General features: G+C 58.7%; 19 protein-coding genes. 6 read left to right on the forward strand and 13 right to left on the reverse strand.

Annotated elements, in window-relative coordinates:
* Positions 1-14: 14 nt before the first annotated feature.
* Both HU739_RS24100 and HU739_RS24105 read left to right on the forward strand, forming a co-directional pair.
* Positions 15-608 carry a phosphoheptose isomerase gene (locus HU739_RS24100; RefSeq protein WP_008082788.1) on the forward strand — a complete coding sequence of 198 codons (594 nt, stop codon included), beginning with the start codon at positions 15-17 and terminating at the stop codon, positions 606-608.
* Complete coding sequence (locus HU739_RS24105; protein WP_186548995.1) at positions 605-1,183, forward strand: BON domain-containing protein; 579 nt, start codon at positions 605-607, stop codon at positions 1,181-1,183. Before HU739_RS24100 ends, HU739_RS24105 begins: the two co-directional genes overlap by 4 nt.
* Positions 1,184-1,259: 76 nt before the next feature.
* Here the strand turns inward: HU739_RS24105 and HU739_RS24110 are convergent, their stop codons facing one another.
* From HU739_RS24110 to rplM, 7 genes are all read right to left on the reverse strand, one after another.
* The gene (locus HU739_RS24110) at positions 1,260-1,670 is read right to left on the reverse strand and encodes a ClpXP protease specificity-enhancing factor (RefSeq protein WP_186548993.1); all 411 of its coding nucleotides are present in this window, start codon (positions 1,668-1,670) and stop codon (positions 1,260-1,262) included.
* A 16-nt stretch (positions 1,671-1,686) separates the two neighbouring features.
* Positions 1,687-2,304, reverse strand: coding sequence for a glutathione S-transferase N-terminal domain-containing protein (locus HU739_RS24115; RefSeq protein WP_186530436.1), 618 nt, complete (start codon positions 2,302-2,304; stop codon positions 1,687-1,689).
* A 146-nt stretch (positions 2,305-2,450) separates the two neighbouring features.
* Positions 2,451-3,233 carry a cytochrome c1 gene (locus HU739_RS24120; protein ID WP_186548991.1) on the reverse strand — a complete coding sequence of 261 codons (783 nt, stop codon included), beginning with the start codon at positions 3,231-3,233 and terminating at the stop codon, positions 2,451-2,453.
* Entirely contained in the window at positions 3,233-4,444 is a 1,212-nt protein-coding gene (locus HU739_RS24125; RefSeq protein ID WP_186548989.1) for a cytochrome b, read from the reverse strand. Before HU739_RS24125 ends, HU739_RS24120 begins: the two co-directional genes overlap by 1 nt.
* Positions 4,444-5,037, reverse strand: coding sequence for a ubiquinol-cytochrome c reductase iron-sulfur subunit (gene petA, locus HU739_RS24130; protein ID WP_007917031.1), 594 nt, complete (start codon positions 5,035-5,037; stop codon positions 4,444-4,446). Before petA ends, HU739_RS24125 begins: the two co-directional genes overlap by 1 nt.
* Positions 5,038-5,309: 272 nt before the next feature.
* Entirely contained in the window at positions 5,310-5,702 is a 393-nt protein-coding gene (gene rpsI / locus HU739_RS24135; protein ID WP_003205364.1) for a 30S ribosomal protein S9, read from the reverse strand.
* A gap of 14 nt (positions 5,703-5,716) precedes the next feature.
* Positions 5,717-6,145 carry a 50S ribosomal protein L13 gene (gene rplM / locus HU739_RS24140; RefSeq protein WP_007917032.1) on the reverse strand — a complete coding sequence of 143 codons (429 nt, stop codon included), beginning with the start codon at positions 6,143-6,145 and terminating at the stop codon, positions 5,717-5,719.
* A gap of 244 nt (positions 6,146-6,389) precedes the next feature.
* Between rplM and HU739_RS24145 the strand changes: the two genes are divergently transcribed.
* Complete coding sequence (locus HU739_RS24145; RefSeq protein ID WP_186548987.1) at positions 6,390-7,430, forward strand: NADP(H)-dependent aldo-keto reductase; 1,041 nt, start codon at positions 6,390-6,392, stop codon at positions 7,428-7,430.
* Positions 7,431-7,533: 103 nt separating this feature from the next.
* On the opposite strand, the gene HU739_RS24150 is transcribed toward HU739_RS24145, so the two are convergent.
* Positions 7,534-8,670 (reverse strand): acyl-CoA dehydrogenase family protein, encoded by a 1,137-nt coding sequence (locus tag HU739_RS24150; protein WP_186548984.1) that lies wholly within the window; start codon positions 8,668-8,670, stop codon positions 7,534-7,536.
* Between the two features lie 251 nt (positions 8,671-8,921).
* Between HU739_RS24150 and HU739_RS24155 the strand changes: the two genes are divergently transcribed.
* On the forward strand, positions 8,922-9,818 hold the full coding sequence (locus HU739_RS24155) for a GlxA family transcriptional regulator (protein ID WP_186549152.1): 897 nt from the start codon (positions 8,922-8,924) through the stop codon (positions 9,816-9,818).
* A 198-nt stretch (positions 9,819-10,016) separates the two neighbouring features.
* On the opposite strand, the gene zapE is transcribed toward HU739_RS24155, so the two are convergent.
* The 3 genes from zapE to HU739_RS24170 form a co-directional block, all read right to left on the reverse strand.
* Entirely contained in the window at positions 10,017-11,111 is a 1,095-nt protein-coding gene (gene zapE, locus HU739_RS24160; RefSeq protein ID WP_186548982.1) for a cell division protein ZapE, read from the reverse strand.
* 90 nt (positions 11,112-11,201) lie between these two features.
* On the reverse strand, positions 11,202-12,557 hold the full coding sequence (locus tag HU739_RS24165; RefSeq protein ID WP_186548980.1) for a tryptophan--tRNA ligase: 1,356 nt from the start codon (positions 12,555-12,557) through the stop codon (positions 11,202-11,204).
* Between the two features lie 24 nt (positions 12,558-12,581).
* Positions 12,582-13,211 (reverse strand): alpha/beta hydrolase, encoded by a 630-nt coding sequence (locus HU739_RS24170; RefSeq protein WP_186549150.1) that lies wholly within the window; start codon positions 13,209-13,211, stop codon positions 12,582-12,584.
* A gap of 144 nt (positions 13,212-13,355) precedes the next feature.
* Here HU739_RS24170 and HU739_RS24175 point away from each other — a divergent pair, with 144 nt between their 5' ends.
* A complete protein-coding gene (locus HU739_RS24175) occupies positions 13,356-13,790 on the forward strand; it encodes a YhcB family protein (RefSeq protein ID WP_016773251.1) in 435 nt (144 codons plus the stop codon).
* Between the two features lie 226 nt (positions 13,791-14,016).
* On the opposite strand, the gene HU739_RS24180 is transcribed toward HU739_RS24175, so the two are convergent.
* Positions 14,017-14,751, reverse strand: coding sequence for an OmpA family protein (locus HU739_RS24180; protein WP_186530452.1), 735 nt, complete (start codon positions 14,749-14,751; stop codon positions 14,017-14,019).
* A 117-nt stretch (positions 14,752-14,868) separates the two neighbouring features.
* On the reverse strand, positions 14,869-15,513 hold the full coding sequence (locus tag HU739_RS24185) for an MBL fold metallo-hydrolase (protein WP_186548978.1): 645 nt from the start codon (positions 15,511-15,513) through the stop codon (positions 14,869-14,871).
* Positions 15,514-15,734: 221 nt separating this feature from the next.
* Here HU739_RS24185 and HU739_RS24190 point away from each other — a divergent pair, with 221 nt between their 5' ends.
* Positions 15,735-22,949 carry a M10 family metallopeptidase C-terminal domain-containing protein gene (locus HU739_RS24190; RefSeq protein ID WP_217844293.1) on the forward strand — a complete coding sequence of 2,405 codons (7,215 nt, stop codon included), beginning with the start codon at positions 15,735-15,737 and terminating at the stop codon, positions 22,947-22,949.
* Positions 22,950-22,960 lie beyond the last annotated feature (11 nt).

Consider the following 22,960-nt stretch of genomic DNA (forward strand, 5'->3'; position numbering starts at 1 on the left):
TTAAGGTCACACAGATGGACATGCAATCCCGAATTCGCCAGCTTTTCCAGGCCAGTATCGACACCAAGCAACAGGCGATGGACGTACTTGCACCGCACATCGAGCAAGCCAGCCAGATCATGGTCAACGCCCTGCTCAACGAAGGCAAAATGCTTTCGTGCGGCAACGGTGGCTCCGCCGGCGACGCCCAGCACTTTTCTTCGGAGCTGCTGAACCGCTTCGAACGCGAGCGCCCGAGCCTGCCGGCGATTGCCCTGACCACCGACACCTCGACGATCACCTCGATCGCCAACGACTACAGCTACAACGAAGTGTTCTCCAAACAGATTCGCGCACTGGGTCAGCCGGGCGATGTCCTGCTGGCGATTTCGACCAGCGGCAACTCGGCGAACATTATTCAAGCGATCCAGGCCGCACATGATCGCGAAATGATTGTCGTAGCTTTGACCGGACGCGATGGCGGCGGCATGGCGTCGCTGCTGTTGCCCGAGGACGTCGAGATTCGCGTACCGGCCAATGTCACTGCACGCATTCAAGAAGTCCACTTGCTGGCGATCCATTGCCTCTGCGATCTGATCGACAGCCAACTGTTCGGGAGTGAAGAATGACCCCTAATCGCCTTGGCCTTCTGGCCTTGACCCTGTGCCTCGGCATCAGCGGCTGCACCTCGGTGGTGAACGCCAGCCGTGAAGCGCCGATCGAAGACGACCGCGGCACGCGCACCTTCGGCAGCAAGATCGACGATTCGTTGATCGAAACCAAAGTCGGTGTAAACGTGGCGAAGGCCGATCCGGCCCTGGATAACGATTCGCACATTGTCGTCACCAGCTTCAACGGCGTCGTGCTGCTGGCCGGCCAGACCCCGCGCGAAGACCTCAAGGCCAAGGCGGAACAGGCTGCCGCCAACGTCCAGCGCGTGAAGAAGGTGCACAACGAGCTGCAAGTGCTGCAACCATCCTCCTTGCTGGCCCGCCAGAACGACGCGTGGCTGACCACCAAGATCAAGACGCAAATGCTCACCGACGCCAGCATTCCTGGCTCGCGCATCAAAGTCATTACCGAAAACGGCATCGTCTACCTGCTGGGCCTGCTGACCAAACAGGAAGCCGCCCAGGCGACCAATCTGGTTCAGGGTGTTTCCGGCGTGCAGAAGATCGTGAAGCTGTTCGAGTACATCGACTGACCTGATTACGCAGGAGCTGTGCACTCGTCAGCTCCTACGTAATAAAAAAGGCGATCCATTCGGATCGCCTTTTTTATTACTTCACAACCTTCAAGCTTGGCCGGCCGCTTGGCCGCGGTGGCTCGCTGTCGGGTGGCGGCAGATCGTCCGGGTCGATCTCTTCCTCGTCGTCCAGCGGCGACTCGAGATCAAATACCATACCCTGACCATTCTCCCGGGCGTAGATACCCAGGATCGCACTGATCGGCACGTACAGGCTGTGCGGGACACCACCGAAGCGACCTTCAAAGGTCACCACGTCGTTGTCCATGTGCAGATGACGCACGGCACTGGGCGAGATGTTCAGGACAATCTGCCCGTCGCTGGCGAAACCCTGCGGCACCTGCACTGCAGGGTACTCGGCATTGACCAGCATGTGCGGGGTGCAATCGTTATCCACAATCCACTCGTAGAGCGCGCGGACCAGATAAGGTCGACTGGAGTTCATAGCGGCTCCTTAAGCCTTAGCGCATATCGCGTTCGACACCAGACAGACTCGCCTGGAATGCCTCACGCGCAAACTGGCGCTCCATATAATCAAGCAGCGGCTTGGCCGGCCGCGGCAGTTCAATACCCATAATCGGCAAACGCCAGAGTATGGGTAATAGGCAGCAATCCACCAGACTTTGTTCCTCACTGAGGAAGAACGGTTTGTCGGCAAACAGCGGCGAAACGCCCGTCAGGCTTTCGCGCAATTCCTTGCGTGCCACGACCCGCGCGGCCTCTTTGCTTTTAGGATCCAGAATCAGATCCACCAGCCCGCACCAGTCACGCTGAATCCTGTGAATCAGCAGACGGCTATTGGCACGCGCCACCGGATAAACCGGCAACAGCGGCGGGTGCGGGTAACGCTCATCCAGATATTCCATCACCACGGTCGACTCCCACAACGCCAGGTCACGATCGACCAGCGTGGGCAGACTACCGTAAGGGTTCACTTCAATCAGTTTAGGCGGCTGACGACCAGCTTCCACATAAATGATCTCTGCGCTGACACCCTTCTCTGCAAGCACGATGCGCACTCGGTGGGAATAGTGGTCGGCGGGGTCGGAGTAACAGGCCAACCGATTGGTCACGCCCATGGCGATCCTCCTCGCTTGTTGAAATTGTCGGAACCGGAAAAACGCGCGCGCCCAGAGGGCACCTCCCGCGGGGTCTGACTGAGCAGACCCTGCTTTAGCGGAGGCGCCCTTGGGCGCGCGCGATTAACAGCAATGCTTGAAGCGTATCAGTGCACGTCTTTCCAGTATTCACGCTTGAGCAGGTAGGCGAACACAAAGAAGAACGCCAGGTACAGCAAGACATAAGTACCGATGCGCTGATGTTGCAGCTTAACCGGGTTAGCCGAGTAAGCCAGGAAGGTTACCAGATTCTTGACCTTCTCATCGAACTGCTCTTCGTTCAGAGCACCGGATTTCGGCACGATGGTCAACTGATCGCACGCTTCATGGGTCAGCGGCGTGCCGGTCAGCGGATCATATTGCTTCTTGCCGTCCTCAACGATCTGCACCTGTTTGCAACCGATGACCTGACGACCCTGCAGGCCGACCAGCACGTTAGGCATGCCGACGTTCGGGAAGACCTTATTGTTTACGCCCCATGGACGTGCCGGGTCTTCGTAGAACGACTTCAGGTAACCGTACAACCAGTCAGTGCCACGCACGCGAGCCACCAGAGTCAGGTCCGGCGGCGCCGCACCGAACCAGGTCTTGGCGTCGTTCGGCTGCATGCCGATGTTCATGTGATCGCCGATCTTGGCGCCCGTGAATACCAGCTTCTCCAGCATCAACTCGTGCGGGATGCCGAGGTCATCGGCGACTCGCTCGTAACGCTGGAACTTGGCGCTGTGGCACCCCATGCAATAGTTGGCAAAGGTCCGCGCACCATCCTGCAGGGCGGCTTTGTCGGAGACGTCGATGTCGACACTTTCCAATTCCGGACCGTGGCCCCCGGCAGCAAAAGCGAGGGAAGGCAGCGCAGCAAAAATCAGTGCAAAAAATAACTTTTTCATCAGCCAGTCACCCTTTCCGGAACCGGTTTGGTCTTCTCGAGCCGGGTGTAGAACGGCATCAGAATGAAGTAGGCGAAGTACAGGAAGGTGCAGACCTGCGACAGCAGCGTGCGGCCCGGTGTCGGGGCGAGCACACCCAGAACGCCGAGGATCACGAACGAAATGCAGAACACCACCAGCCAGATTTTGCTCAGCCAGCCTTTGTAGCGCATCGACTTGACCGGACTGCGATCCAGCCAAGGCAGCACAAACAGCACGGCAATCGCCGCGCCCATGGCGATCACGCCAAGGAGCTTGTCCGGCACCGCGCGCAGGATTGCGTAGAACGGTGTGAAGTACCAGACCGGGGCGATATGCTCAGGCGTCTTGAACGGGTTAGCCGGCTCAAAGTTGGGTTTTTCGAGGAAATAGCCACCCATTTCCGGGAAGAAGAACACAATGAAGCAGAAGATGAACAGGAACACCACGACGCCGACAATGTCTTTCACCGTGTAGTACGGGTGGAAGGCGATGCCGTCCAGCGGGATGCCGTTTTCGTCCTTGTGCTTCTTGATGTCGACGCCGTCAGGGTTGTTCGAACCGACTTCGTGCAGCGCCAGAATGTGCAACACCACCAGTCCGAGAATCACGATCGGCAGCGCCACGACGTGCAAGGCAAAGAAGCGGTTCAGGGTGATTCCGGAGATCAGGTAGTCACCACGAATCCACTGGGTCAGGTCATCGCCGATCAGCGGAATCGCGCCGAACAGCGAGATGATCACCTGCGCGCCCCAGTAGGACATTTGCCCCCACGGCAGCAGGTAACCCATGAACGCTTCGGCCATCAGCGCCAGATAAATCAGCATGCCGAACACCCAGACCAACTCGCGCGGCTTCTGGTACGAACCGTAAAGCAGGCCACGGAACATGTGCAGATAGACCACGATGAAGAACGCCGAGGCGCCGGTCGAGTGCAGCAGCCGCAGGATCGAACCGTACTCGACGTCGCGCATGATGTATTCGACGGAAGCGAAGGCTTCTTCTGCCGACGGCGTGTAGCTCATCGTCAGCCAGACACCGGTGACGATCTGGTTGACCAGCACCAGCAGCGCCAGGGAACCAAAGAAGTAGAAGAAGTTGAAGTTTTTTGGCGCGTAATATTTGCTGAGATGGTCTTCCCACATTTTGGTCGCGGGAAAGCGCGCATCAACCCAATCCATGAACTTGCTCATCACGCTTTCTCCGTATCGACGCCGATGACAATCAGGTCATCGGTCTCATAGGAATGCGGGGGAACTGGCAGGTTCAAAGGCGCAGGTTGCGACTTGTAGACGCGGCCAGCCAGATCGTAGTGGGAACCGTGGCAAGGGCAGAAATACCCGCCTACCCAGTCTTTACCCAGATCCGCAGGTGCCACTTCGGGACGGAAAGTCGGTGAGCAACCCAGGTGCGTGCAGATCCCGATCAGCAGCAGAATTTCCGGCTTGATCGAGCGCACTTCAGGGTCGACATAGGTGGGTTGCGTGGAGTTTTTGGAAGTCGGATCGGAGAGCTGGCCTTCGATCTTCTTGAGATTCCCCAGGATTTCCTCGGTACGGCGGACAATGAACACCGGCTGGCCGCGCCATTCAGCAATCATCTGCTGTCCTGGCTCGATTTTGCTGACATTCACTTTCACCGGTGCACCGGCGGCTTTCGCCTTGGCACTGGGAAACCATGACCCCACGAACGGGACCGCAGCCCCCACCGCTCCTGCAGCACCCACCACGGATGTGGCTGCTACCAAGAAGCGACGCCGGCCTGCATTCACGCCGTCATTGCTCATTCAGTCCTCTCCCATCAGCTTTTTGGCCTGTTAAATCAGGCGTCTACTAAATAAATCAAATGTTACTTATAAAAATTTTGCCCGAATGGTAATGAAAACCCCCAATTCTGACAAGGTTAATTACCCGGGGCTAACCCCCTCAAGCCTTGGAGTATAGGGGGTCTACGGATGTGGCAAGTTGTCACAACGCAATTCTTTGATAAATCGCAGGCATAAAAAAACGCCCGCTTCCGTTAGGAATCGGGCGTTCTTTTTTGAACGTGGAAGCGGAATTAACGCTTCGAGTACTGCGGACGCTTACGCGCTTTACGCAGACCCACTTTCTTACGTTCAACTTCACGGGCGTCGCGGGTAACGAAGCCAGCTTTGCGCAGAGCGCCACGCAGGGTTTCGTCGTAGTCCATCAGAGCGCGAGTGATGCCGTGGCGGATTGCGCCAGCCTGACCACTTACACCACCGCCGATCACGGTGACGTAGATGTCGAATTTCTCGACAGTCTCGGTCAGCTCCAGCGGCTGACGAACTACCATGCGGGCAGTTTCGCGGCCGAAGAAGTTATCCAGCGAACGGTTGTTGATGGAGATGTTACCAGTACCCGGACGCAGGAAAACGCGTGCGGTTGCGGTCTTGCGACGGCCAGTGCCGTAATTTTGAGTCGCCGACATAATGTACTATTCCGTTAAAACTTCAGTTCTTGGGGCTGCTGAGCAGTATGAGGGTGTGCAGCGCCCGCATAGACTTTCAGCTTACGGTACATGTCGCGACCCAGCGGGTTTTTAGGCAGCATGCCTTTAACCGCGGTCTCGATCACGCGCTCAGGGGCTTTGGCGATCAGTTTTTCAAAGTTGATCGACTTGATGCCGCCCGGGAAACCGGAGTGGGAGTAGTACATTTTGTCAGTGGTTTTAGCGCCGGTAACACGGATCTGCTCGGCGTTGATGACGACGATGTAGTCGCCGGTGTCAACGTGAGGAGTGTACTCAGGCTTGTGCTTGCCACGCAGACGGCTCGCGATTTCGGTGGCCAGACGACCCAGGGTCTGACCAGCAGCGTCGACGACAAACCAGTCGCGCTTTACTGTTTCCGGTTTAGCAGTAAAAGTTTTCATTCTTTATAGCCTCAGGGGCCGCCTGTAAATTAGACGGCGGATCTTACTGAATAGTGCGTACTTTGACAAGTCAAAGGCAGCCGGATACAGACGCTTTCGGGGGCTCGGGTCGGCGCGTCCGTTCAACGGCAAGATTCTTCGGCGGCGGCGCATCACTTCCACTGCAGAAAGAGGTCGGCAATTATGCAGATTGCGAAAAATTTTTCAACCTGCTTTTATGATTGTTTTGCCCAAGGAGCACCCGATGGACTATCGCCAGCTAGGCCGTACCGACCTGAACGTGAGTGCAATCTGCCTCGGCACCATGACCTGGGGCGAGCAAAACACTGAAGCTGAAGCCTTCGCCCAGATCGAACGGGCCAAAGAGGCCGGGATCAATTTCATCGACACCGCCGAGATGTACCCGGTGCCACCAAAAGCCGAAACCTACGCCACCACCGAGCGTTACATCGGCAATTACTTCAAAAGCCGCGGCGACCGTGCCGACTGGATTCTCGCCAGCAAGATCGCCGGTCCCGGCAACACCATCGACTACATCCGCGACAAGAACCTGCGCCACAACCGCCAGCACATCACCGAAGCGCTGGACGCCAGCCTCAAGCGCCTGCAGACCGATTACATCGACCTGTACCAGTTGCACTGGCCGGAGCGCAGCACCAACTTTTTCGGACAGCTGGGCTACAAGCACAAGGTCGAAGCCAACCTCACCCCGCTCGAAGACACCCTCGAAGCCCTCGATGAACAGGTGAAGGCCGGCAAGATCCGCCACATCGGTCTGTCCAACGAGACGCCGTGGGGCACCATGCGTTTTCTCGCCCTGGCTGAAGCCCGTGGCTGGCCGCGGGCGGTGTCGATCCAGAACCCGTACAACCTGCTCAACCGCAGCTTTGAAATCGGACTGGCGGAAATCGCCATCCGTGAACAATGCGGCCTGCTCGCCTATTCACCACTGGCGTTCGGCTTCCTGTCGGGCAAGTACGAAGGCGGAGCCCGCCCACCAAAAGGCCGCCTGAGCCTCTACAGCCGCTTCAGCCGCTATTTCAATGCGCAATCGGAAGCGGCATGCAGCCGTTATGTCGCGCTGGCCCGTGAACACGGCCTGGATCCGGCGCAAATGGCTCTGGCTTTTGTTACGCAGCAACCGTTCGTGACCAGCAACATCATTGGCGCGACAACGCTGGAACAGCTGGACAGCAACATTGCCAGTTTTGATCTGAAGCTTTCCGATGAAGTGCTGGCCGGGATCGAGGCGATTCACAAGGATCATCCGAATCCTGCGCCCTGATTGATCCATAAACCGATCGCGAGCAGGCTCACTCCTACATTTGGAATGCGCTCCCCTGTAGGAGTGAGCCTGCTCGCGATAGCGGTCTGATAGTCCCCCCAGATTAAAGCGAACGCGCAATGATCTCCTTCATGATTTCATTGGTCCCGGCATAAATTCGCTGCACCCGTGCATCCGCCCACGCCCGGGCCACCGGGTATTCCCACATGAAGCCGTAGCCGCCATGCAGTTGCACGCATTCGTCGAGCACCTTGCATTGCAGGTCCGTACCCCAATATTTGGCCATCGCCGCCGTCGGCACGTCGAGTTTGCCTTGCAGATGCAGTTCCAGGCAGCGGTCGACGAAGACCCGGCCGATCTGAATCTCTGTAGCCATCTCGGCCAATTTGAATCGGGTGTTCTGAAAGTCGGCAATCGCCTTGCCGAACGCCTTGCGATCACGGGTGTAATCCAGCGTCCATTGCAACGCCGCTTCCGCCGAGGCCAACCCGCCGATGGCCACCGTCAGGCGCTCTTGTGGTAATTCCTGCATCAGGTAGGCAAACCCGGCTCCCGCCTGCCCCAACAGGTTTTCCTTCGGCACGCGCACGTCCTGAAAGAACAATTCCGACGTGTCCTGCGCCTTCATTCCGACTTTCTCCAGGCGTTTGCCCTTCTCGAAGCCGGGCGTATTCGCCTCCACCAGAAACAGGCTGGTGCCCTTGGCGCCGGCCTTCGGGTCGGTCTTGGCCACCACGATCACCAAGTCGGCGAGAAAGCCGTTGGTGATAAAAGTTTTCGAACCGTTGATCACGTATTCGTCACCGTCCAGCACCGCCGTGGTTTTCACCCCTTGCAAGTCGGATCCGGCGCCCGGTTCGGTCATGGCAATGGCGGTGACCATTTCGCCCGAGACCAGTTTCGGCAGGTATTTGTGCTTCAGCGCCTCGCTGCCGTAATGCAGGATGTACGGCGCGACGATATCCGAGTGCAGCGAAAAACCGATCCCGGTCAGGCCCAGGCGACCGACCTCTTCAATCACCACGGTGCTGTACAGGAAATCGGCGCCCAGCCCGCCGTACTCCTCCGGCAGATGCGAGCAGAGCATCCCCGCCTCCCCCGCCTTGTTCCAGAGCTGGCGATCGATATGCCCCTGCTTTTCCCATTGCCCGTGGAACGGCACCGCCTCTTTTTCGAGGAATGTTCGTACGCTGTCGCGAAACAATTCGTGCTCGGGGCTGAACAAGGTTCTGGGGATCATGCGGCACCTGTCTTTCTTGTTGGAGGAATACGACCTTCAGAGACTAAGCCTGGCTTGTGCTACAGGACACTGGACACATCCGACAAAAAATAAGACGATCCAGCCGTCTGGTGACCACTTTCCCTTATAAAAACAAAACAAAAAGTTGAATTATGTCCAAGCAAGTCTCCCCGCCCCTGCGGCGCGTCAGCATCCTGGCCATTGACCGGGTTTTCGCTTACACACTCATGCAAGCCAAGGATTTTTTCCATGTGGCCAGCCTGCGTTATGGCAAGCAACTGGGCCATGGCCTGACACCGGCATTCGAAACGCGCCTGGTCAGTCCCGATGGCAAACCGGTGAAAAGCTTCAGCGATGTGATCATGCCGGTCGATGGCGGCCTTGAAAACGCCGATGTGATCATCCTCCCGGCGTTCTGGGACGATTTCGATACGCTGTGCGCCCGTTACCCCCAAGTCCTGCCGTGGCTGCGCGAACAACACGCGCGCGGCGCAGTGCTATGCGGCGAAGCGACCGGAGTGTTCTGGCTGGCCGAGGCCGGGTTGCTCAACGGTAAGGAAGCCACCACCTACTGGCGCTTCTTCAACGCCTTCGCCGAGCGCTTTCCCAAGGTGTACCTGAATCAGGACAAACACCTCACCGATGCCGACAATCTCTACTGCGCGGGCGGCACCACCTCGGCCTGCGACCTGTACATTTATCTGATCGAACGCTTCTGCGGCTCGAACGTGGCGCAAGCCGTGGCCCGCGACATCCTTTACGAAGTGCAGCGCAGCTATTCGCCGGGCCGCATCGGTTTCGGCGGGCAGAAACTGCACCAGGACGTGATCATCCTGCAGATCCAGCACTGGCTCGAAGAGCATTTCGCCGACAAGTTCCGCTTTGAAGATGTCGCCCGCGAGCACGGCATGAGCATCCGCAACTTCATGCGCCGTTTCCAGACCGCCACCGGTGACAAGCCGCTGCACTACCTGCAACGACTGCGCATCGAGACGGCCAAGGGCTTGTTGTCCGGCACGCGCAAGAGCATCAAGACCATCAGTTATGAAGTCGGTTACGACGATGCGAGCTTCTTTGCGCGGCTGTTCCGCCAGCACACTGAACTGTCGCCGAACCAGTATCGGCAGCAGTTTCAGCAGGCTGCCTAACCCGCCCTGATCGTTCCCACGCTCTGCGTGGGAATGCCGCCATTGGACGCTCTGCGTCCGCTTCGCAAGTGACGCGGAGCGTCACGGGATGCATTCCCACGCGGAGCGTGGGAACGATCAGTCGGCGCGCGGCCAGATAAAACCGAGCATAAAAAAAGGCCTGCAATCGCAGGCCCTTTTTCTTTGCCGAAACTCCGCTTAAGGCTTGTGCGCCCGCGACAGAAATTCGTGGGATTGCATCTCCAGCAAACGGCTCAGGGTGCGCTGGAACTCGAAGTTCAGGCGCCCGCCGGTGTACAGATCCTTCAGCTCGACTTCAGCGGAAATGATCAGCTTGACGTTGCGATCGTAGAACTCGTCGACCATGTTGATGAAGCGGCGGGCGATGTCGTCGGTGGTGACGCTCATCTGCTCGACACCGCTGAGCAGCACGGCGTGGAAGATCTTGCCCAGCTCGATGTAATCGTTCTGGCTGCGTGGGCCGTCGCACAGTTCACGGAAGTCGAACCAGGCCACGTCGTCACAAGTGCGCAACGCGCGAATTTCGCGGTTTTCGATGATCAGCACGTCATTCTCGACGGCCGCGGTGCACTCAGGCGTCAGCGCGCGGAAGCTCTTGCGCAGGCTTTCGTGAGCGGCTTCGTCGAGCGGATAGTGGAACAGCTCCGCTTGCTCGAGGTGACGCAGACGGTAGTCGACGCCGCTGTCGACGTTGACGATCTCGGTGTTCTGCTTGATCAGCGCGATGGCCGGCAAGAAGCGCGCGCGTTGCAGGCCATCCTTGTACAGACCGTCCGGGACGATGTTCGAAGTCGCGACGAGGGTCACGCCGTTCTTGAACAGCTCTTCCATCAGCGTGCCGAGGATCATCGCGTCGGTGATATCGGAGACGAAGAATTCATCGAAGCAGATCACCCGCGACTCGGCGGCAAAACGCTTGGCGATGATGGTCAGCGGGTTTTTCTCGCCGCCGAGGGTTTTCATTTCTTCGTGCACACGCTTCATGAAGCGGTGGAAGTGGGTGCGGGTCTTTTCCTTGAACGGCAGCGCTTCGAAGAAGGTGTCGACCAGATAAGTCTTGCCGCGACCGACGCCGCCCCAGAAATACAGGCCCTTGACCGGCGCCTGATCTTTTTTGCCGAACAGCTTGCTCAGCAGGCCCGGCTTGTTCTGGTCGGCGGCGATCAAGTCGTCGTACAGACGCTGCAAGTGACGCACCGCAGTTTCCTGCGCGGCGTCATGGAAGAAATCCGGGCGTTTCAGATCAGCTTGATATCGTTCTAGGGGCGTCATAATTCGTTAGCAAGGCAACAAAAACGGGCCGTCACTGTAGCGACGGCCTGTGGGAATGGCAATCGGCCCTTGGTCGGGTCGTGCCGCCGTTTAGTCCTGAGCCGGGGTCAGGGCGATGCGCAGCGCCTCGATGGCGGCGTCACGCGCGTCAGCGTCGGCAAAAACCGGGCTGTCGCCGATGCACTCGCCTTCCAGCCAGACACTGAAATTCAGGCCTTCGCTGCGTACGTCCAAAGGTTGCCCGGATTGCAGTTGCTTGGTCGCCTGCCCGGCAGTTTTACCGTCGGCGAAGTTGCGCGACAGCAGCAGTTGCTCGCCATCGGCCGCCAGCAGACGGAAACGGAAGCTGCCATCGTCTTCACGGAAGCTGACGAAACGTGCGGCTTTCGCGGCTTTCTTTTTGGTGGTCGCGGCGACCTGCACCTGATTGACGAAAGAACGCAGGCCAACGGCTTCGCGCAGTTCGTTGAGAAATGGCGTCGCCACGGCGCGGGCCTTTTTCGCACCGTGTTGCAGGATATCTTCCAGATCCGCCGGACGTTCGATCAACTGGTGATACTTCTCGCGAGCCTCGCCCAATTGGTTATCGAGCAACTGGAACAGGCGATTCTTTGCCTCGCCCCAGCCCAGACCGCCGAGCAGTTCGCTGCGGAACTCGTCGGACTGCGCCGCAGTGGCGAAGGCCTGGAACAGAGTGAACAGGTGCGAGTTATCCGGATCTTTCGCTTCGCCCGGAGCCTTGGAGTCGGTGACGATCCGCGAGATCGCGTCCTTCATTTCCTTGGCACTGGAGAACAACGGGATGGTGTTGTCGTAGCTCTTGGACATCTTGCGACCGTCAAGGCCTGGCAAGGTCGCCACGCTTTCCTCGATCAGCGCTTCGGGCATGGTGAAGAACTCCTTGCCCTGGCCGAACAGATGGTTGAAGCGCTGGCCAATGTCACGCGCCATCTCGACGTGCTGAATCTGATCGCGACCAACCGGTACCTTGTGCGCGTTGAACATCAGGATGTCCGCCGCCATCAGCACCGGGTAGCTGTAAAGGCCCATGGTGATACCGGCATCCGGGTCTTCACCGGTTTCAACGTTCTTGTCCACCGAGGCCTTGTAGGCATGCGCACGATTGAGCAGGCCCTTGGCAGCAACGCAGGTCAGCAGCCAGGTCAGCTCGGGGATTTCCGGGATATCCGACTGGCGGTAGAACGTCACGCGGTCGACATCCAGGCCACCGGCCAGCCAGGTCGCGGCGATTTCCAGACGCGAGCGCTGGATGCGCAGCGGGTCATCGCACTTGATCAGGGCGTGGTAGTCGGCCAGGAAGTAGAACGAGTCGGCATTGCTGTCGCGGCTGGCGAGAATCGCCGGGCGGATGGCGCCGGCGTAGTTGCCCAAATGCGGCGTGCCGGTGGTGGTTATGCCGGTGAGAATGCGGGTACGGTTGGTCATGGGTAATCGCTTGTCAGACTGCAATCAATTCGAGAGACGCGGCAGCAGCAGATCCTTGAGATCAGTCAGCTTGCCGTGAAAAAAGTGTCCGCATTCTGCCACTTTCAGCAGCTCATGGGGGCGCTGGAGTTTTTCCGACCAGTCATAGACCAACTGCGGATCGATGACTTCGTCGGTTTCCGGCTGGATCACCGTCAACTCGCCGTGCTGCGGCAGCTGATCCTGCTCGCCCAGTCGCATCACCGCCGGGGCGACCATGAACAAGTGCTCAAGCTGCACGCCTTGCGCTTCGAGACGGCCGCCGAGACTTGCTGCAACAAATCCGCCGAAGGAAAAACCGAACAGGGTCAGCGGCAAGTCGGGGTGTTTTTCCCGCAGCCAGGCAGCGGCGGCCTGGGCGTCGTCGACTTCACCGCTGCCCATGTCGTGCGTACCTTCGCTGGCGCCGACGCCGCGATAGTTGAAGCGCAAGGTGATCAGGCCTGTATCACGCGCGGTGCGCTGAAGGGTCGAGACGACCTTGTTGAGCATGGTGCCGCCTTGCACCGGGTTCGGATGGCAGATCAGCGCGATGCCGCGTGGCTGCTCAGTCTCCAGGTACAAAGCCTCGATTTGCCCGACTGGGCCGTCAATTACTACAGGGGTTTCACGCATCAGCAAGGGAGGAACTCCGTGACCTCGAATCGGGTCGACTCGTCTAGCAAATTGTCTGTGCCAATCTATTGCGAGTGAATCGCGGTATACAGCGCAGGTTCGAGCCGTTAACGTAAAGCAAAGCCGTTTATAGAGGAAGGACTCGTGGAACACTCGCTCTTAGTTTGGTTGTTACCGACTCTTGCCCTGGTTGTGGGTGTCGCCATTGGATTCCTGATCGCGCGCGTTGCGCCGAACGCCGCACCGAGCCGTACGCAGCGTCAACTGGATGATATCCAGGAGCGTTTCGACAGTTATCAAAACGAGGTGGTCACCCACTTCAACAGCACGGCGATGCTGGTCAAGAAGCTGACCCAGAGTTATCAGGAAGTGCAGGATCATCTCGCCGAGGGCGCCAACCGTCTGGCCCTGGACGAGCAGACCCGCCAGCGCCTCATCGCCGCCCTGCACGCCGACGCCGCGCAGGCACCGCGCGAACGCCTGACGCCACCGCGCGATCAGGAACCTCCGCGTGATTATGCGCCGAAGAGCCCGAACTCGCCGGGCATGCTCGATGAGCATTACGGTTTGAAGAAGTAGTCAGCCTTCGCTGATAAAAAAGCCCCCGGACAAGTGTGTTGTCAGGGGGCTTTTTTGTGCCTGGTTCTTCGGTGCCTGTCAGGCCCTCATCGCGAGCAGGCTCACTCCTACAGTTTGAAATAGCATTCCCCTGTAGGAGTGAGCCTGCTCGCGATAGGCCGGCAGCGACACCACAAAAAAAATGCCCGATCACAGGACCGGGCATTTCTTCATTCCAGCAGGTCAGTTACGGATACTGCTGAACCGTGCCCGGCTGTTGCTGTTGACCACCATATTGCTGGCCCGGAATCGCCTTCAGGTTGACCTCGACCCGGCGGTTCTGCGCGCGGCCATTGACGTCACCGTTGCTGGCAATCGGATTATCCGGACCGGCACCACGGGCCGACAGGTTGGCACCGCTGACGCCTTGCGAGGTCAGGTAGGTCGCCACGCTCTGTGCCCGACGCTGGGACAGATCCATGTTGTGCTGGCGGCTGCCGGTGCTGTCGGTGTAGCCGACGATTTCGATCTGGTTCTGGTTGAACTCTTTCAGCGAGTTGGCCAGGTTGTTCAGGGGCTGATAGAAGCTCGAAGCGATGTTTGCCGAATCGGTGGCGAAGGTAATGTTGCCCGGCATGATCAGCTTGATCTGATCGCCCTGACGCTGCACTTCAACACCGGTGTTGGCCATGCTCGCGCGCAGCTTCTTTTCCTGCTGGTCGGCGTAATAGCCGTAACCGGCAGCGGAGGCACCGACGACAGCCGCACCGATCAGGGCGCCCTTGCCACGGTTGTCGTGGCCGATGGCGGCGCCGGCGAGTGCACCGGCCAGCGCACCGAGGCCGCCGTATTTGGCGGTTTTGCTCATGCCTTGCGAGCCACCGTCGGCCTGACCCTGATTGTCATACGGGTTGGGCGAGGCGCAGCCGGACAGCAAGGCCACGGCAGTAGCGACAATAATCAAACGACGCGTGGTGAACATGGAGAGCTCCTGGTTTTTTGCATTCTATGGTGCAGCGGCCACTTGGCTAATGGACCTGCGCGGGCGTTGGATCATGACAACGCGCAAAAATTCCGCGCGACACTCGTGACGAAATTTTTAAGCCCGCACAAACGGGTTTTCGCGCATCTCGTCACCCAGACGCGTATCGGGACCATGTCCGGCCACGACGGTTGCGTCCTCGTCCAGCGTATACAGGCGCTGCTTGATCGAACGCACAATGGTGGCTTGATCGCCGCCCCACAAATCCGTGCGCCCTACCCCGCGACGAAACAGCGTGTCGCCGGCTATCAACAGCTTAGCCTCGGAAAACCAAAAGCTCATGGATCCGGGCGTATGTCCCGGCGTATGAATTGCCACGCCGCAACCGCAGGCCAGTTCTTCATCGTCGCTCAGCCAGCGATCCGGCGACGGCACCGGCGTGTAGGGCACGCCGAACATCTGGCATTGCATCTCGAGGTTGTCCCAGAGGAATTGGTCGTCCTTGTGCAAATGCAGGGTCGCGCCGGTTTTCTCCTTCATCTGCCCGGAGGCGAGGAAGTGATCAAGATGCGCGTGCGTGTGAATGATGCTGACGACCTTCAGACCATGGGCATCGAGGCGCGCCATGATCAGATCGGGGTTGCCGCCTGGGTCGACGACAATGGCTTTGCTGGTGATCGGGTCGCCGACGATGGTGCAGTTGCACTGCAAAGGGCCGACGGGGAAGGTTTCTCGGATCAAGGCAGGAGCTGGAACGGTCATGGGTTAGTCCTGAATCATTTAAACGAACGGGCATGGCAAGCGCAGAGGCTCGATTCAGGATTCTATGTCACTCGCCGACACAGGGGGCAGGGGTTCGTTTAGCGCAGCCACCAATCGGAAAATACTGGCCAAGTGATGTCACTCGTAACGTTTCTGATGCAAAATCGCGCATTTGTAGCGGTCGCATTCGGGAAGGGCCGCATAGCACTCAGGAAAATCGCATGCCTAGTCCAACCGGTATCACTTTAAGCCTCTCCTCCAAGCTGACCGGCGTCAACGCACTTGACAGCCTGCTTTCAGGAACCTACTGGGCAGGTGTCAACTGGCCATTCGATGGCCCGACCCAGCTGACTTATAGTTTTATCGAGCCCAACACCTCGTACTTCGCCACCAACTACAGTGCCGATAACGAATACAAAGCCATCTACAAGCTGTCCGACAGCCAGAAAAGCGGCATCATCAATGCCTTGGCCACCTGGAGCGCTGTCGCCAACATCACTTTTACCCAAACAACCGACGATATATCCAACGTCGGCGATCTGCGGTTCGGTGGCTATGCCTTGATGGGTAACGAGGCGGCGGCCTGGGCTTATACCCCTTCGAATGTCCCACGCGGCGGCGATGTGTGGATCGGTGATCCGACTGTCGAGTACGCCACCAGGGGTACTTATGACTACATGACCTTCATTCATGAAATCGGTCATGCGTTGGGCCTCAAGCACCCATTCTCCGGCAATGGCGTTAACCCGACGATCCTGACCCCGGCACTGGACGACGTCCAGTTCACGGTCATGAGCTACAACAACAACTACGCCTATCAACCGATGACGCCGATGGTGCTGGACATCCTCGCCATACAGGCGTTGTACGGCGCCAATATGAGTTGGCAAACCGGCGACAACGTCTACAAATGGAAAGCTTACGAACCCGTCTTCGAAACCATCTGGGACGCCGGCGGCAACGACACCATCGATGCCAGCTCGCAGGCGGCTCAGGTCGATATCAACCTCAACGAAGGCACCTACAGCACCATCGGGTTGCCCAATCTCTACGCTGGCTCTGTCTTCAACAGCGGCCTGGGTATTGCCTACGGCGCCGAGATTGAAAATGCCATCGGCTCGAATTTCAACGACACGCTGCGTGGCAACGATCTGGACAACGTCCTCGACGGTGGTACGGGTGTGGACACGATGTATGGCGGTGCCGGCAACGACACCTACTACGTCGACAACCGCGATGACCGGATCTATGAAACAGGTACGTCGGCGGGCGAAGTTGACGCGGTGTTTGCCACGACCAGTTATAGCCTGTACATCAACACCAACGTGGAAAACCTCACGCTGCTGACCAATGCCGATCTCAATGGCTACGGCAACGACGGGAAAAACGTGATTACCGGTAATGCCGGGAATAATCTGCTCGACGGATATGGTGGCGCCGACACGCTGATTGGCGGTACCGGCAACGACATTTACGGGGTCGACAACGCTGGCGACGTCATTCTGGAAACCAGCACCCTCGCCAGCGAGATCGACACTGTTCGCGCCTCGGTAAGCTGGGGCTTGGGTAACAATCTGGAAAACCTCGAACTCACTGGCAGCGGTAACGTCAATGCGACAGGCAATAACCAGAACAACATCCTGACCGGTAACGCCGGCGATAACGTGCTCGATGGCCTCGGGGGCCTCGACACCTTGATCGGCGGTGCCGGCAACGACGCTTATGTGATTGAACAGGCCGCCGAGCTCGACCTCGCCAAAGAGAATGCGAACGAAGGCAACGACACGCTGATCCTCAACTACAGCGTGCAAACCAACACCCTGATCAATCTCGACAGCACTGCGCTGGGCAACTTTGAAAACGTCACCGTGAACGGGTCCGGAGCGTTCGATGTTCAGGGCAACGCGCGGGACAACGTTCTGACCGGGAACGCTTTCGCCAACACCCTGACCGGTGGGGCTGGTAATGACACCTACGTTATCAATGGCCTGGAAGATACGCTGGTTGAACGGGCCAACGAAGGTCGCGACCAGGTACGCACTTATGTCACCTATTCGCTGGGTGCCAACCTGGAAGACGGGCAACTGCTGGGTGATGCTGCCATCAACCTGAGCGGCAACGAGCTCAACAACATCCTGACAGGCAACACCGGCGCCAACATCCTCGACGGCGGGCTGGGTGCCGACACCCTGATCGGTGGCGCTGGCAATGACATCTACATGGTAGATAACGCCGCTGATGTCGTGGTTGAGGGCTGGACCAATGATTACGATCAGGTCTATTCATCGACCAACTTTACCCTGAACGTTAATCTCGAAGCCCTTTTCCTGATGGGCTCCGGCGACCTCAACGGTACGGGCAACTCCAGTGAAAACCGCATTACCGGCAATATCGGCAACAACGTGCTTGATGGTGGTTATGGCGCGGACACGCTGATCGGTGGCCTGGGCAATGACACTTATGTGGTCGACAATGCCAGCGATCAGATCGTGGAGTGGGCCAACGAGGGCTACGATGTCGTCCGGTCTTCGGTGAGCTACGCACTCGGCGCCAACATCGAGGATGCTTCGCTGCTGGGCAACGCCGCGATCAACCTCGAAGGCAACGAACTCAACAACGTCCTCACCGGCAACAGCGGCGACAACACCCTCAATGGCGGCATCGGTGCCGATACCATGAGCGGTGGCGCCGGCGTCGATACCTACTACGTCGATAACGTCGGCGACGTGATCATCGAAACCGATGCCTCGCCAACCGCTTACGACCGCGTCTTCTCCTCCATCGACTACACCCTCGGCGGCAACGTCGAGAACCTGCTGTTCGTCGGCACCGCCAACCTGCGCGGCATCGGCAGCGCCGTCGCTAACCGCATGACCGGCAACGCCGGCGACAACTACCTCGACGGCGGCCTCGGTGCCGACACCCTGATGGGTGGGCTGGGCAACGACACTTACGTGGTCGACAACGTCGGCGACACCGTCAGCGAAACCAGCACTCTGGCCAGCGAAATCGACAGCGTCTGGTCATCGGTCGACTGGACGCTGGCTGCCAATCTGGAAAACCTGTTTCTGGCTGGCACCGCCAACCTCAACGGCACCGGCAACGAACTGAACAACAGCTTGGCCGGCAACAGTGGCAACAACGTCCTCGACGGCGGCACCGGCAATGACACCCTCAATGGCGGGCTGGGTGCCGACACGTTGCTCGGCGGTGCCGGCTATGACACTTACATCGTCGACAACGCCGCAGACATCATCAGTGAAAATGGCGCTCTGGCCTACGAAATCGACACGGTCTGGTCGTCGGTCGACTGGACTCTGGGCACCAACCTGGAATACCTGTTTCTCGCCGGCAACGCCAACCTCAACGGCACTGGCAACAGCCTGAACAACCTGCTCACGGGCAACAGCGGCAATAACGTTCTCGACGGTGGTCTGGGCGCTGACGCCCTGGCCGGCGGTGCCGGCAATGACACCTACATTGTCGACAACCTGGGCGACAGCATCAGCGAAACCAGCAACCTGGCTGGCGAGATCGACACCGTGCGCGCCTCGGTGGACTGGACCCTGAGCGCCAACCTGGAAAACCTTGTCCTGACCGGCAATGCCATCAACGGCACCGGCAACGAGCTCGACAACGTCCTCACCGGCAACAGCGGCGACAACACCCTCAATGGCGGCATCGGTGCCGATACCATGAGCGGTGGCGCCGGCGTCGATACCTACTACGTCGATAACGTCGGCGACGTGATCATCGAAACCGATGCCTCGCCAACCGCTTACGACCGCGTCTTCTCCTCCATCGACTACACCCTCGGCGGCAACGTCGAGAACCTGCTGTTCGTCGGCACCGCCAACCTGCGCGGCATCGGCAGCGCCGTCGCTAACCGCATGACCGGCAACGCCGGCGACAACTACCTCGACGGCGGCCTCGGTGCCGATACCCTGATGGGTGGGCTGGGCAACGACACCTATGTGGTCGACAACGCCGCCGATGTCATCAGTGAAAACGGCGCTCTGACCTACGAGATAGACACGGTCTGGTCATCGGTCGACTGGACGCTGGGCACCAACCTGGAATACCTGTTCCTCGCCGGCAACGCCAACCTCAACGGCACTGGCAACAGCCTGAACAACCTGCTCACGGGCAACAGCGGCAATAACGTTCTCGACGGTGGTCTGGGCGCTGACGCCCTGGCCGGCGGTGCCGGCAATGACACCTACATTGTCGACAACCTGGGCGACAGCATCAGCGAAACCAGCAACCTGGCTGGCGAGATCGACACCGTGCGCGCCTCGGTGGACTGGACCCTGAGCGCCAACCTGGAAAACCTTGTCCTGACCGGCAATGCCATCAACGGCACCGGCAACGAGCTCGACAACGTCCTCACCGGCAACAGCGGCGACAACACCCTCAATGGCGGCATCGGTGCCGATACCATGAGCGGTGGCGCCGGCGTCGATACCTACTACGTCGATAACGTCGGCGACGTGATCATCGAAACCGATGCCTCGCCAACCGCTTACGACCGCGTCTTCTCCTCCATCGACTACACCCTCGGCGGCAACGTCGAGAACCTGCTGTTCGTCGGCACCGCCAACCTGCGCGGCATCGGCAGCGCCGTCGCTAACCGCATGACCGGCAACGCCGGCGACAACTACCTCGACGGCGGCCTCGGTGCCGATACCCTGATGGGTGGGCTGGGCAACGACACTTACGTGGTCGACAACGCTGGCGACACCGTCAGCGAAACCAGCGCCCTCGCCAATGAGATCGACACCGTGCGCTCCTCGGTCAATTGGACATTGGGCGCCAACCTGGAAAACCTCGTCCTGACCGGCAGCGCCAACCTCGCCGGCACCGGCAACGAGCTGAACAACAGCTTGACCGGCAACAGTGGCAACAACGTTCTCGACGGCGGCGCCGGCAATGACACCCTCAATGGCGGGCTGGGGGCCGACACGTTGCTCGGCGGTGCCGGCTATGACACCTACATCGTCGATAATGCCGCAGACATCATCAGTGAAAATGGCGCGCTGGCCTACGAAATCGACACGGTCTGGTCATCGGTCGACTGGACGCTGGGCACCAACCTGGAATACCTGTTCCTCGCCGGCAACGCCAACCTCAACGGCACTGGCAACAGCCTGAACAACCTGCTCACGGGCAACAGCGGCAATAACGTTCTCGACGGTGGTCTGGGCGCTGACGCCCTGGCCGGCGGTGCCGGCAATGACACCTACATTGTCGACAACCTGGGCGACAGCATCAGCGAAACCAGCAACCTGGCTGGCGAGATCGACACCGTGCGCGCCTCGGTGGACTGGACCCTGAGCGCCAACCTGGAAAACCTTGTCCTGACCGGCAATGCCATCAACGGCACCGGCAACGAGCTCGACAACGTCCTCACCGGCAACAGCGGCGACAACACCCTCAATGGCGGCATCGGTGCCGATACCATGAGCGGTGGCGCCGGCGTCGATACCTACTACGTCGATAACGTCGGCGACGTGATCATCGAAACCGATGCCTCGCCAACCGCTTATGACCGCGTCTTCTCCTCCATCGACTACACCCTCGGCGGCAACGTCGAGAACCTGCTGTTCGTCGGCACCGCCAACCTGCGCGGCATCGGCAGCGCCGTCGCTAACCGCATGACCGGCAACGCCGGCGACAACTACCTCGACGGCGGCCTCGGTGCCGATACCCTGATGGGTGGGCTGGGCAACGACACTTACGTGGTCGACAACGCTGGCGACACCGTCAGCGAAACCAGCGCCCTCGCCAACGAGATCGACACCGTGCGCTCCTCGGTCAATTGGACATTGGGCGCCAACCTGGAAAACCTCGTCCTGACCGGCAGCGCCAACCTCGTCGGCACCGGTAACGAACTGAACAACGAGTTGCACGGTAACAACGGCAACAGCACGCTCTACGGTGGTGCCGGTGACGACAATCTGATTGGTGGTCTGGGCAACGACATCATGATCGGTGGCGACGGCTCCGACCGTTACCACGTCAATAACATTGGCGATCAGGTGATCGAGACTGATGCGTCGCCAACGGCTATCGACGAAGTAATCGCGACGATCGATTACGCCCTTGGCGTCAACCTCGAAAACCTCACACTCACCGGCACCGCCGACCTGAATGGCACAGGCAACGGCTATAACAACGTTATTACCGGCAATTCCGGCAACAACGTTCTTGATGGTGACCTGGGAACCGATACGCTGATCGGTGGTTTGGGCAATGACACTTACATTGTCGATAACGTCGGCGACACGATCGTTGAAAAAAGCACCTCGCCGAGTGAAATCGACACTGTGCGTTCATCGATCAACTGGATCCTTGGCGCCAATCTGGAAAACCTTGTGCTCACCGGCAGTGCAATTAGAGGCACCGGCAACGATCTGAACAACATGCTGACTGGCAACAGTGAAAACAATACGCTCCAAGGAGGGGCCGGTGACGACATCCTCGACGGCGGCTCGGGTAGCGACCTGCTGATGGGCGGCGCTGGCTCAGACACCTACTACGTCGATGACGACTTTGACGTCGTCATGGACATGGGGGGCGAGGCGGACGATGTCGACCAGGTCATGTCTTCCGTCAACTACACCCTTGGCTCCGACCTCGAAAACCTGACACTTGTCGGTATCGCCGACCTAAACGGTACCGGTAACGAGAAGAACAACGTTCTGACTGGTAATGACGGCAACAACACCCTCAATGGTGGGGATGGCAACGATATCCTTAACGGTGGTGCCGGGATGGATACCATGATCGGTGGTAGCGGCGATGACACCTACATTCTTGATAAATCCATCGAATTGTCGCGGGTCAAAGAGGCGGCTGACAGTGGGCAGGATTGGGTGGTTATCGATTTTTCTACTGAAAATCAGACCAGTTTTATAAACCTGGATACGCCTTATCTGAAATACGTGGAAAACCTGAAAATCAATGGCACAGGTGCTTTCACACTATGGGGCAATGCTTTTGACAACAAGCTGATCGGTAATGCCGACGACAACATAATGGACGGTGGCAGCGGCGACGATTTGCTGGATGGGGGTGCTGGGGCCGATAGACTGGTCGGCGGACCCGGCAAGGACACGCTGATCGGTGGGACTGGCAGCGACCAGTTTGCCTTCACCCACTTGGAGCATATGGGGCTTGGCAGTTCGAGGGACGTCATCAACGACTTCAACAGCCTTGAGGGTGACAAGATCGATTTCAGAATGCTTGATGCCAACCTGCTGCAAAATGGCATCAACACGTTCTCCTTCATTGGTGCGGACACCTTCACGGGTGCGGGCCAATTGCGTTTCGTTGACCACATTTTGTCGGGCAACGTCAGCGGCAACGCCGGTGCGGACTTCGAAATCCAGTTGTTGGGGGTGAACTCCTTCAGTGCCAACGATCTGATGGCCTGACCTTCTTCTGC

Source organism: Pseudomonas hamedanensis (assembly GCF_014268595.2).
GTDB classification, from domain to species: Bacteria; Pseudomonadota; Gammaproteobacteria; order Pseudomonadales; family Pseudomonadaceae; genus Aquipseudomonas; species Aquipseudomonas hamedanensis.

Excerpts from the sequence above, each read along its gene's own strand:
- HU739_RS24100 (WP_008082788.1), top strand. The coding sequence starts at position 15 with ATGGACATGCAATCCCGAATTCGCCAGCTTTTCCAGGCCAGTATCGAC.
- HU739_RS24105 (WP_186548995.1), top strand. The coding sequence starts at position 605 with ATGACCCCTAATCGCCTTGGCCTTCTGGCCTTGACCCTGTGCCTCGGC.
- HU739_RS24110 (WP_186548993.1), bottom strand. The coding sequence starts at position 1,670 with ATGAACTCCAGTCGACCTTATCTGGTCCGCGCGCTCTACGAGTGGATT.
- HU739_RS24115 (WP_186530436.1), bottom strand. The coding sequence starts at position 2,304 with ATGGGCGTGACCAATCGGTTGGCCTGTTACTCCGACCCCGCCGACCAC.
- HU739_RS24120 (WP_186548991.1), bottom strand. The coding sequence starts at position 3,233 with ATGAAAAAGTTATTTTTTGCACTGATTTTTGCTGCGCTGCCTTCCCTC.
- HU739_RS24125 (WP_186548989.1), bottom strand. The coding sequence starts at position 4,444 with ATGAGCAAGTTCATGGATTGGGTTGATGCGCGCTTTCCCGCGACCAAA.
- petA (WP_007917031.1), bottom strand. The coding sequence starts at position 5,037 with ATGAGCAATGACGGCGTGAATGCAGGCCGGCGTCGCTTCTTGGTAGCA.
- rpsI (WP_003205364.1), bottom strand. The coding sequence starts at position 5,702 with ATGTCGGCGACTCAAAATTACGGCACTGGCCGTCGCAAGACCGCAACC.
- rplM (WP_007917032.1), bottom strand. The coding sequence starts at position 6,145 with ATGAAAACTTTTACTGCTAAACCGGAAACAGTAAAGCGCGACTGGTTT.
- HU739_RS24145 (WP_186548987.1), top strand. The coding sequence starts at position 6,390 with ATGGACTATCGCCAGCTAGGCCGTACCGACCTGAACGTGAGTGCAATC.
- HU739_RS24150 (WP_186548984.1), bottom strand. The coding sequence starts at position 8,670 with ATGATCCCCAGAACCTTGTTCAGCCCCGAGCACGAATTGTTTCGCGAC.
- zapE (WP_186548982.1), bottom strand. The coding sequence starts at position 11,111 with ATGACGCCCCTAGAACGATATCAAGCTGATCTGAAACGCCCGGATTTC.
- HU739_RS24165 (WP_186548980.1), bottom strand. The coding sequence starts at position 12,557 with ATGACCAACCGTACCCGCATTCTCACCGGCATAACCACCACCGGCACG.
- HU739_RS24170 (WP_186549150.1), bottom strand. The coding sequence starts at position 13,211 with ATGCGTGAAACCCCTGTAGTAATTGACGGCCCAGTCGGGCAAATCGAG.
- HU739_RS24180 (WP_186530452.1), bottom strand. The coding sequence starts at position 14,751 with ATGTTCACCACGCGTCGTTTGATTATTGTCGCTACTGCCGTGGCCTTG.
- HU739_RS24185 (WP_186548978.1), bottom strand. The coding sequence starts at position 15,513 with ATGACCGTTCCAGCTCCTGCCTTGATCCGAGAAACCTTCCCCGTCGGC.
- HU739_RS24190 (WP_217844293.1), top strand. The coding sequence starts at position 15,735 with ATGCCTAGTCCAACCGGTATCACTTTAAGCCTCTCCTCCAAGCTGACC.